The following is a 10,516-nucleotide window of genomic DNA, read 5'->3' on the forward strand; positions in this document are numbered from 1 at the left end:
GGGGGGGGGGGTTGGCGGGCAACTCTTTGTACCTGCCCACCCCGGGTGTTTTGCCGTTACTGTGTTGGGGCCGGGCGGGGTGGGGGGCGCCCCCCCCCCGGGCCCGGTTCCGGTTGTCGCAGTTTTTTCGCAGTTGAGGAGTACGTGAGATGGGACTGACCGCGAAGATCCGCACGCGGGACGGGTGGGCCGTGTCGCACGCGGTCGTCACCGTGACCGACATCGCGGGCGGCCAGGTGCTGCGCGCCGAGGCCGACGCGGAGGGCGCCGTACGGGACGCCACCGAGCTCGCCCCGGGCGCCTACACGGTGATCGTCACGGCCGTCGGTTACGCGCCCACGGCCGCCAGCGCGATCGTCACGGCGAGCGGACGTGCGGAGGTGGGAACCCTGACCCTGGCCCGGCAGGGCGGCACGGAACTGCCCCCGCCCGGTCCCTGGACCGTCGACCCCGCGCACTCGACCGTCGGCGCGGTCGCGCAGCACCTGGGCATCTCCAGCGTCCGCGGCCGGTTCACGGACTTCACGGCGGCCATCGAGGTCGCCCCGGACGACGTCGCCGGGTCCCGCGTGGAGGCGGTGATCCGGGCGGCCTCCATCGACACGGGCAACGCCCTGCGCGACACCCACCTGCGCTCGGCGGACTTCCTGGACGTCGAGACGTACCCGGAGATCACCTACCGTTCGACCGGTCTGACCCCGGCCGGGCCCGACCGCTGGACCGTCCACGGCGACCTCTGCCTGCACGGCGTCGCCCGCCCGGTGAACCTGGAGCTGGCCTACCTGGGCACCGGGTCGGACCCGTGGGGCGGCACCCGGGCGGCCTTCCGGGCCACCACGGAGCTGCGGCGCGAGGACTTCGCCATGAACTACAACCAGGTCGTCCAGGCGGGCATCGCGGCCATCGGCACGACCCTGAAGGTGGAACTGGACGTCCAGGCCGTCCAGGGCGACGCCCTGCCCCAGGCGTAGGACCGGGCACGGAAGCCGGCGGGCACGGGGCCGGGACGAGGGCCGCGCGCGGGCCCGGCAGGGTCGGCCCGAACCGGGGGCCGGCCGCCTACGCTGGCCCCATGGCACCGAACATCGCGACGAACACCAAGGTCTCCCTGGACGAGTTGCTGGACTTCGTCCGCCCCCGTCACCGCGCCGTCCTGCTGACCCGGCGCACCGACGGCAGCTCCCAGGCCTCGCCGCTGACCTGCGGGGTCGACGACTCGGGGCGCATCGTCGTCTCCACGTATCCCGAGCGGGCCAAGACGCGCAACGCCAAGCGCGACGACCGGGTGGGCGTCCTCGTGCTGAGCGACGACTGGAACGGGCCCTGGGTCCAGATCGACGGCACCGCCGAGGTCATCGACACGCCGGAGTCCGTCGAGCCCCTGGTGGAGTACTACCGCAACATCGCCGGCGAGCACCCGGACTGGGACGAGTACCGGCAGGCCATGCTGAAGCAGGGCAAGTCGATCATCCGGATCACCCCGCAGCGCTGGGGCCCGGTGGCCACCGGCGGCTTCCCGGCCCGGCTCGCCCCGCAGGACTGAGATCCGGCCGGCCCCGGCGCCGGGCGCGGGCTCAGCCGCACCGCACCATCGCCTCGATGCCGGCCACCAGCAGGTCCAGGGCGAAGGCGAAGTCGCGGTCCATCATCTCCGCGACGGTGTCGCCGCCGCGGGCCGCCATGAGGTTCCGGGACCGCTCGACGATGTCGGCGGTCTCCGGAGCCTCGGCCGTGGCGGTCATGGCGTTGCGGAAGTACTCGTCCGGGGTCAGTCCGGTGTCGGCGACCCGCGCGAAGAAGTGGCCCTCGATCGTCCCGTAGCCGTACACGAACCGGCAGACGGCCGAGATCGCGCCGGTGACGCCGTGCGCGGGCAGACCGGTGCGCAGCACCACCTGCTGGACCGTGCGCGCGAAGCGCAGCGAGTTCGGGCCGATGTTGAGGTAGCGGCCGGCGAGCGGCGACAGCCAGGGGTGCCGGACCAGCAGCCCGCGGTAGGCCGTGGCCAGCGCCCGGATCTGATCGCGCCAGTCGGCGTACTCGTCCCGCGGGTCGGGCAGTTCCTCCAGCTCGCCGAAGGCCGTGTCCAGGACGAGCTCGAGGAGGTCGTCCTTGGTGTCGACGTACCAGTACACCGACATCGCCGTCACGTTGAGCTCGGCCGCCAGCCGCCGCATGGAGAACCTGGCCAGCCCCTCGGCGTCCAGCAGCCGCACGGTGACCTCGGTGATCCGGTCCCGGTCGAGCCCCGAAGGCTGTCCCCCGCCCCGCCCACGCCGACGCGCCCTGCCCTCCAGCCACACGCTGTGCCGCGCGGCATCCCTGGCGGTCTCGGCCATGGCGAGGCACCTTCCTGGACTTCCGGTCTCTGCTGACGATGCTAAGCGGAGCCGCCCACGAGCACGGCGGCCGCTGGCGGCTTCGAGACACGGGCCGGGAAGGACGCGGAAGGACGCGGAAGGACGCGGAGGGAAGCGGAGGGAAGCGGAGGGCGTGCAGGCGCGGGCACGAAGAAGGGCGGTGGCACTCGGCCACCGCCCTTCCTCCCTTCCTCTTCCCCGCCCTGCCCCGCGCCCGCTTCAGTCGGGCAGGCAGCCGGTCAGCCGCTCCGGCCCACAGCCGCCGCTCAGCTGCCCGACTTCTGCGTCAGGTCGTAGAAGGTGGCCGATCCGACCGTCACCTTCTCGAAGTGGGCCTCGACCCAGGAGGTGATCTGCGAGGACGTGCCGCTGCTGCCACCCCCCATGCCGCCGCCCGAGCCACTGCTGATGAAGTAGTGGATCCGGCCGTCGGCGACGTACTTCTCGAACTGCGCGAGCGTCGGGGACGGGTCGGTCCCGTTGAAGCCGCCGATCGCCATCACCGCGTCACCCGTGGCCAGTTGGTAGCTCGCGGCGTTCTGGGCGCCGATCGCGGCCGCCGCCCAGGTGTACTTCCCGGAGTCGGCCGCCAGGAGCTTCTTGGCCTGGTCGGTGACCGAGGCGCCGTTCAGCAGACCGCCGACACCGCCGCCCATGCCGCCGCCCATGCCCCCGCCGTCACCGGCCTGCCCGCCGGGCATGCCGCCCTGCTGGTTCTGCCCCTGCCCGCGGCCCTGCGTGCCGCCGTTGCCGTTCTGCGTGCCGCCGTTGCCGTTCTGCGTGCCGCCGTTGCCGTTCTGCTGGTTCTGGCCCGGCATGCCCCCACCGGGGAAACCGCCCGTGCCGCCGCCCTGCTGGTTCCGCTGGTTCTGGCCGCCGGGGCCGCCGCCGAAGCCGCCGCGGCCGGCGCCGCCGCCTCCCGGGCCGCCGCCCATCATGCTCGCGCCGGCCGGACCGGCCGTCACGATGGAGCCGGTGTGGCCGTCCCGCAGCGTGCTGACGGTGTACGCCGTCGGACCGGCCAGCGCGGCCACCAGGCCCACGGAGGCCGCGGCGAGGGCGAGCCGACGGTCGATCCGGCCCGCGAAGGTCAGACCGAGCGCGGCGGCCAGCCCGCCGATCAGGACCGGCCACTTCAGCCAGGGCAGGTAGTCGGGGGTGCGGTCGAGCAGGACGTAGCTCCAGCCCGCGGCCGCCACGACCGAGGCCGCGAGGGTGATCGAGGCCCAGATCTCGGCCCGCTGCTCCCACAGGATCCCGGCGCCCATGCCGATCACGGCGGCCATGTAGGGGGCGAGCGCGACCGTGTAGTACTGGTGGAAGATGCCGGCCATGTAGCTGAAGACGGCCACGGTGATCAGCAGCGAGCCGCCCCAGACCAGGAACAGGCCCCGGCTCGTGGACGTCCGCTTCCGCTTCCGTGTCGCCACCAGCCCGCCGGCCAGCAGGATCAGCGCGGCCGGCAGCAGCCAGGAGATCTGCCCGCCGATCTCGGAGTTGAACATCCGGTCCCAGCCGGTCGCGCCCCACTGGCCGGTGTTGCCGCCGCCACCGCCCCCGCCGACGCTGCCGGTCTCCTCGCCGTTGAGGCGGCCGAGACCGTTGTAGCCGAAGGTCAGCTCCAGGAAGGAGTTGTTCTGCGAGCCGCCGATGTACGGGCGGGAGGACGCGGGCCACAGTTCGGCGATCGCGACCCACCAGCCGCCGGACACGACGAGCGCGCCCGTGGCGACGGCCAGCTGGCCGAACCGCTTCCTCACCGGCACCGGCGCGCACACCGCGTACACGAGCGCCAGCGGCGGCAGGATCAGGAACGCCTGCAACGTCTTGGCGAGGAACGCGAAGCCGATCGCGACCCCGGCCCACACCAGCCACCTCGTGCGGCCGTCCTCCACCGCGCGGGCCGTGAAGTAGCAGGCCACGGCCATCAGCAGGGCCAGCATCGCGTCCGGGTTGTTGAACCGGAACATCAGCGCGGCGACCGGGGTCAGCGCGAGCACCGCACCCGCGATCAGACCGGCCGCGGGGCTGAACCGGCGGCGCACGGAGGCGTACACGACGGCGACCGAGCCGACGCCCATCAGCACCTCGGGCGCGAGGATCGCCCAGGAGCTCAGACCGAAGATCCTGACCGACAGCGCCATCGGCCACAGCGAGGCCGGGGGCTTGTCGACGGTGATGGCGTTGCCCGCGTCCAGCGAGCCGAAGAAGAGGGCCTTCCAGGACTGGCTGCCGGCCTGGACGGCCGCGGAGTAGAAGGGGTTGGCGTAACCGGAGGCGCTCAGGTTGTAGAGGTAGAGCACGAGCGTGGCCGCCAGCAGAGCGAGGAGGGCCGGGCGGGCCCAGCGGGGGTCCTCCGGCCGGCCGCGCCAGAGCCTGCGCGGCAGGGGCTGCTCGGGCTCGCCCGCGCCGGGGGCCGGGACGGCCGGATCCTGCGGAGCGGCGGCGGGGGGCGGGCCCCAGGCAGTCGGCTGGTCGAGATGCGTGGTCATCGGACGTCCCCCGGGTCGGTGTCGTGGGGGCGCACCGGCTGGAACCGCAGGGTGGCGTCCCTCCAGGCGCCGTCCCCGGCTTCGTCGGCGCGAAGAGGCGAGGTGGCCTGGGCGGCGCCGTCGTGCGGGTGGGCGGTGGCGTGCGGGCGGGCGGTGGCGTGCGGGTGGGCGCCCGGGCTCCCGGGCGGGACCGGGCGCTGGGGCAGCGGCACGAAGGGGCCGCCGGCCTGCGCGGACGTGGTCGTCGGAGACGCCGTCGAGGACGCGTCCGCGGGCGGGTACGCCGCTGACGACGGGCCCGCAGGCGGATACGTCCCGGACGACGGGCCCGCGGGAGCGGCGGGGGCCGGAGCGGAGGCGGCGGCCTCGGGCGTCGTCGCCGGGTCCTCACCGTCCCGCCGGTCGGAGAACACCCACACGCGGAAGAGCAGGAAACGCAGCACCGTCGCGGCGAGGTTGGCGGCGATGAGCACCGCCAGCTCGGTGGAGTGCGCGGGCTCGGAGGTCGCCGCGTTCAGCGCGGCGAGCGAACCGCTGGTCAGCGCGAGGCCGATGCCGAAGACGACCAGGCCCTGTGCCTGGTGCTTGACGGCCCCGCCCCCGCCCCGCACCCCGAAGGTCAGCCGACGGTTGGCGGCGGTGTTGGCGACCGCGGAGACCAGCAGGGCGAGCGCGTTGGCCACCTGCGAACCGCTGAACTGGCGGAAACCGCTGTAGAGCAGGAGGTAGAAGAGGGTGGACAGACCGCCGACGACGCAGAATCCGACGAGCTGACGGGCGAGGCCCTTGGGCACGTCCTGGATGTCGCGGTCGCGCGGGTCGTCGCCGAACGGGCGGCGGAGCCGGTGGAGGGACAGCGAACCGGTGGCCAGGGCCTTGCCCACGCGCCACACCCCTTTCAGGTCGTCGGTCGCCGTCTTCACGATGTGCACCGTGGAGTCCGGGTCGTCGACCCAGTCGACCGGCACCTCGTGGATACGGAGACCGGCGCGCTCGGCGAGCACCAGCATCTCAGTGTCGAAGAACCAGCCGGTGTCTTCCACCAGGGGGAGCAGTAGTTGTGCGACGTCACGCCGGATCGCCTTGAAGCCGCACTGCGCGTCCGAGAAGCGGGCCTGCAACGAGCCGCGCAGGATCAGGTTGTAGGCCCGGCTGATGAACTCCCGCTTCGGACCCCGCACCACCCGCGAGTCACGGGCCAGCCGGGAGCCGATCGCCAGGTCGGAGTGACCGGAGATCAGCGGCGCCACCAGCGGCAGCAGCGCGTTGAGGTCGGTGGACAGGTCCACGTCCATGTACGCGAGGATCGGGGCGTCCGAGGCCGACCAGACGGTCCGCAGCGCACGGCCGCGGCCCTTCTGCTCCAGCCGGAAGTTCCGCACCTCCGGGATCCGGGCCTCCAGCCGCCGCGCCACGGCGGGCGTCGTGTCGGTCGACGCGTTGTCCGCGATGGTGATGCGGAAGGAGTACGGGAACGTACGCGTCAGGTGGTCGTGCAGTCGCCGGACGCAGGGCTGGAGGTCCTTCTCCTCGTTGTAGACGGGGATCACTACGTCCAGGACAGGCGTACCGGCTGTGGCGGCCGGGAGGTGCTCCCGCGCCGGCAGGGTGCCGGGAGAAGAGTCGGTTCGCATGTCGTCGACTTTCGTCAGGCGCCCTGTCGCACCCATGTGGTGGCACTGTGCTCGACCTGTGAGTCGAGTTGCCAGTTCGTTTCGGGGGCGGGCTGGGGCACGACCGGGCCGAGCGCGGGCAGGTGCAGGGTGAAGACGGTGTGTCCGGGCACGCTGTCGACGGTCACCGCGCCGCCGTGCGCGGTGGCCACGGCCTCCACGATGGCGAGGCCGAGACCGGTCGAGCCGGAGACGCGGGAGCGCGAGGAGTCGCCGCGCGCGAAGCGTTCGAAGACATGCGGGAGCAGATCGGACGGAATGCCCTGACCGTCGTCCTGGACGTCCACGCACAGCCACGGCCCGCGGCGCTGCACGCGCGCGGTGACCGTGGTGCCCGGCGGGGTGTGCGTCCGGGCGTTGGCCAGCAGGTTGACGAGCACCTGCTGCAGCCGGGCCGAGTCGGCCGAGACCAGGGCCGGCTCGTCGGGGAGTTCGAGGCGCCAGACGTGCTCGCGTCCGGCGGCGCGGGCGTCGCTGACGGTGTCGATGACCAGCGGCACGAGGTCGGTCTGTTCGAACTGCAGCGGGCGGCCGGCGTCGAGCCGGGCGAGCAGCAGGAGGTCCTCGACGAGGAGGGTCATCCGGTCGGCCTCGGACTCGATGCGGCCGAGCGCGTGCCTGGTGTCGGGTCCGACCTCCTCGCGTCCGCGCCGGGTCAGCTCGGCGTACCCGCGGATGGAGGCGAGCGGCGTCCGCAGCTCGTGACTGGCGTCCGCGACGAACTGGCGGACCCGCATCTCGCTCTCCTGACGGGCGTGCAGCGCGCTGTGGACGTGGTTCAGCATCCGGTTCAGCGCCGCGCCGACCTGCCCGACCTCGGTGTGCGGATCGGTCTCCGCCTCCGACACCCGCTCGCTGAGGTTGACCTCGCCGGTGTGCAGGGGGAGCTCGGAGACCCGGGTGGCGGTGGCGGCGACCTTGCGCAGGGGGCGGGTGGCGACGCTGACCATCACGGTCCCCGCGAGGGTGGCGGCGACGAGACCGGCGACGGTGAGGCTGATCTCGACGAGGATCAGCGTGCTGATGGTGTTGTCGACGTCCGCTGTCGGGATGCCCACGTAGAAGGCGGAGCTGTCGTTGCTCGCGTACGTGACCCGGTACGTGCCCAGTCCGGGGAGGTCCACGCTGTGCATCCTGCCGTCCCGGGCGACGGAGTTGAGCGCCTTGACCTGCGCGTCCGTGAGTTTCTTGGAGCTCATCGAGAAGTCGTCGTCGGACTTCACGCCGCGCCTGGAGTCGGTGATGACGCCGTTCACCACCTTGGCGGCGATCGTGCTGTCCGACTGCGGGCCCTTGGTGGCTTCCTCGAGCGCGTTCGTCCGCGTCTTGTCCTGCTGGCCGGGCAGGCCGGAGCCGGTCTTGAACTGGCCGGGCGGTCCGCCGAAGCCGCGAGGCGGCGCCACGCGCGCCGCGACCTCGCCCAGTTTGCCGTTGAGCTGCCCGTAGAGGTGGTCCCGCAGCACCAGGGTGGTCACGGTGCCGATCAGCGCGCAGACCACGGCGATCAGGGTCACGGACACGACGACGAGCCGGGTCCGCAGGGTGCGCGGCTTACCCGCTCGTCTCTGCTGCGGACGCGGCCGTCGTCGCCCGCTCATGACGCGGCGGGCTTGATCAGGTAACCGGCCCCACGCCGGGTGTGGATCATCGGCTCACGGCCGGCGTCTATCTTGCGCCGCAGGTAGGAGATGTACAGCTCGACGACGTTGGCCTGACCGCCGAAGTCGTAGGACCACACCCGGTCCAGGATCTGCGCCTTGGAGAGCACGCGGCGCGGGTTGCGCATCAGGAACCGCAGCAGCTCGAACTCTGTGGCCGTCAGATGGATGTGGTCGCCGGCCCGCGAGACCTCGTGACTGTCCTCGTCGAGGGTGAGGTCCCCGACGACGAGCACGGACTCGGCGCGTCGGTCGGCGGCGCCGGAACGACGGATGAGCCCGCGCAGCCGGGCCACGACCTCCTCCAGGCTGAACGGCTTGGTGACGTAGTCGTCGCCGCCGGCGGTGAGACCGGCGATCCGGTCCTCGACCGCGTCCTTGGCCGTCAGGAACAGCACCGGGACGTCCGGCAGCTCGCGCCGCAGCCGCCCCAGGACGGTCAGCCCGTCCATGTCCGGCAACATCATGTCGAGGACGACAGCGTCGGGCCGGAACTCTCGGGCCGTCTGGATGGCGCCCGTGCCGTCCCCGGCGCTCCGGATCTGCCATCCCTCGTAGCGCAGGGCCATGGAGAGCAGTTCGGTGATCGACATCTCGTCGTCCACCACAAGCACTCGGACGGGGCTCCCGTCCGGCCTCAGCAGTTCGGTGCGCCCCTGGGGCGAGGTCGTGGTCATGGTGGACACCTTGTCGGGGCCCCCTGAGAGCACTCTTTCACCAGTCTGTGATTTACCTGAGAAACGCACAGGCGCCTCTCAGGCAACACCTGGGAACCGCTTGCCGAGCCCCGGTCACGCGAGCCGCAATGCCCGTGAACGACCCGTTCCGCCCCCTCGCGGCCCGCATTCCCCCGCGGCCCTCCGCACCCCGGCGCTCAGCGCCTTCCCTGTGCCCCGCCTTGGCGAGACCCGAGCGCGCGGGAGCCGCTTCCCGCGCCCGGCACGTGCGAGCCGGGCTCAGAACAGGCCGTCCTGGCGATGGTCCGCCGGAGCCTCGAAGTCACGGACCGGAAAGGAGATGTCACCGCTCGCGGCCGGGACCAGCTCCCACCCCCGCATCAGCCGTGTGTCGAGGACGACCACCCCGTCCGGCGCGGCGAGATGCAGATCGGGTCCGGCGGCCGCCACCAGCTCTCCGCTCAGCGACCCCCCGGCGACGAGTTGGCGCACCTCCCCCGAAGCGGCGGGCGCGTCGGTCAGCCCGAACGCCCCGACGTGGTCGACGGATCGGAAGGGCTCGCGCGTCAAGGACTCGGGCCAGCCGCCCAGTTGCACGGCCTTCCCGTACACCTCCCGCACCTCGTCCGCCCGTTCCTCCTCCCCCGTCGGCAGCGCGGCCCGCACCGCCCGCTTCACCGCGTACGGGATGCGGTCCGGCACCCGCAGCGCGGCCCGCAGCAGTTCCTCGGTGCGCCGGGCCGCCATCAGCGGCCCCGCGCCGAGCCAGGTGAAACAGACGGCCCCCTGTTCCAGCAGCCGCGCCGACCCGCGCTCGACCGCCGTGATCCCGACCTTGACCAGGCCGGGCCCGAACCATGCGAGGTACACGTGGTACGGCCGCGGATCGTCGGCGATCCCGTCCGCCGCGACCGAGTGCGCCCGGTCCAGCCGCGCGCACTCCTCGCACCGGGCCCCCGTGCTCCTCCCGGAGATCCCCGCCCGCAGCGGACACGGATGCCCGCGGGCCCCGACGCACTCCCGCACACCCCCCGCCGCCACCGCGAAGGAGATCCGCTTGCCCCACGACAGCGGGCTGTGACGCCCCCCGTCCCACGTCAGCACGGGACCGCGCGCCGACCACCGCAGCCCCGAGCACTTCCACGCCTGTGCCATCACCCACCACGGTAGGCCCACCCACCGACAACACCCCGAGCCCCGACGCCCCCGCCCACAGGCCGGGCATCGGGACCGCCTCACACGAGCCTCCGCTGAACGCGCGACCGGTGGACGCCTGATCCGAGCGACCGGTGGACGCCTGGTCCGTGCGACCGGTGGATGCCTGATCCGAGCGACCGGTGGACGCCTGATCCGAGAAGTGTCTAGTCCTGGACACGGACGCCGACGGACTCTCACCCCGGGTCCAGATCGCCGTCCAGTACCCGAGCGGCGCGTATCACATCCGGTACACGCTCACCGCCTCGGGCGGAGAGGGCTCATGCGCCTCGGCCCGTGCTTCGCAGGGGGCATTTACGACCTCCCCGAGACACATCGATCAGCGTCGCGGTCTGGCTGGGCCCGGACTACGGCAGCGTGACCACGCACTATTACGTCAACGACCACTAGGGTCTGTTGCGAAAGTGGATCTTGTTCGTTGATGATCATGTCTTGTGGGAC

8 protein-coding genes are annotated in these 10,516 nt (G+C 72.6%); 2 read left to right on the forward strand and 6 right to left on the reverse strand.

Annotated elements, in window-relative coordinates:
• The first annotated feature begins 149 nt into the window (after positions 1-149).
• Positions 150-971, forward strand: coding sequence for a YceI family protein (locus ACFVYK_RS37120; RefSeq protein WP_389781149.1), 822 nt, complete (start codon positions 150-152; stop codon positions 969-971).
• A 101-nt stretch (positions 972-1,072) separates the two neighbouring features.
• A complete protein-coding gene (locus ACFVYK_RS37125) occupies positions 1,073-1,543 on the forward strand; it encodes a PPOX class F420-dependent oxidoreductase (RefSeq protein WP_389781150.1) in 471 nt (156 codons plus the stop codon).
• Positions 1,544-1,574: 31 nt separating this feature from the next.
• Here ACFVYK_RS37125 and ACFVYK_RS37130 read toward each other — a convergent pair whose 3' ends face one another.
• The 6 genes from ACFVYK_RS37130 to ACFVYK_RS37155 all read right to left on the reverse strand — a co-directional run bounded on the left by ACFVYK_RS37130 (position 1,575) and on the right by ACFVYK_RS37155 (position 10,015).
• The gene (locus ACFVYK_RS37130; RefSeq protein ID WP_389781151.1) at positions 1,575-2,339 is read right to left on the reverse strand and encodes a TetR/AcrR family transcriptional regulator; all 765 of its coding nucleotides are present in this window, start codon (positions 2,337-2,339) and stop codon (positions 1,575-1,577) included.
• Between the two features lie 287 nt (positions 2,340-2,626).
• Positions 2,627-4,852 carry an ArnT family glycosyltransferase gene (locus ACFVYK_RS37135; protein WP_389781152.1) on the reverse strand — a complete coding sequence of 742 codons (2,226 nt, stop codon included), beginning with the start codon at positions 4,850-4,852 and terminating at the stop codon, positions 2,627-2,629.
• Entirely contained in the window at positions 4,849-6,486 is a 1,638-nt protein-coding gene (locus ACFVYK_RS37140) for a glycosyltransferase (protein ID WP_389781153.1), read from the reverse strand. The genes ACFVYK_RS37135 and ACFVYK_RS37140 overlap by 4 nt, the downstream gene beginning before the upstream one ends.
• 14 nt (positions 6,487-6,500) lie before the next feature.
• On the reverse strand, positions 6,501-8,123 hold the full coding sequence (locus ACFVYK_RS37145; RefSeq protein WP_389781154.1) for a sensor histidine kinase: 1,623 nt from the start codon (positions 8,121-8,123) through the stop codon (positions 6,501-6,503).
• Entirely contained in the window at positions 8,120-8,860 is a 741-nt protein-coding gene (locus ACFVYK_RS37150; RefSeq protein WP_389781155.1) for a response regulator transcription factor, read from the reverse strand. Before ACFVYK_RS37150 ends, ACFVYK_RS37145 begins: the two co-directional genes overlap by 4 nt.
• 279 nt (positions 8,861-9,139) lie before the next feature.
• A complete protein-coding gene (locus ACFVYK_RS37155; RefSeq protein ID WP_389781156.1) occupies positions 9,140-10,015 on the reverse strand; it encodes a DUF2797 domain-containing protein in 876 nt (291 codons plus the stop codon).
• Between the last annotated feature and the right edge of the window lie 501 nt (positions 10,016-10,516).

It is taken from the genome of Streptomyces sp. NPDC058291, assembly GCF_042880855.1.
In the GTDB taxonomy this organism is placed as follows: Bacteria; Actinomycetota; Actinomycetes; order Streptomycetales; family Streptomycetaceae; genus Streptomyces.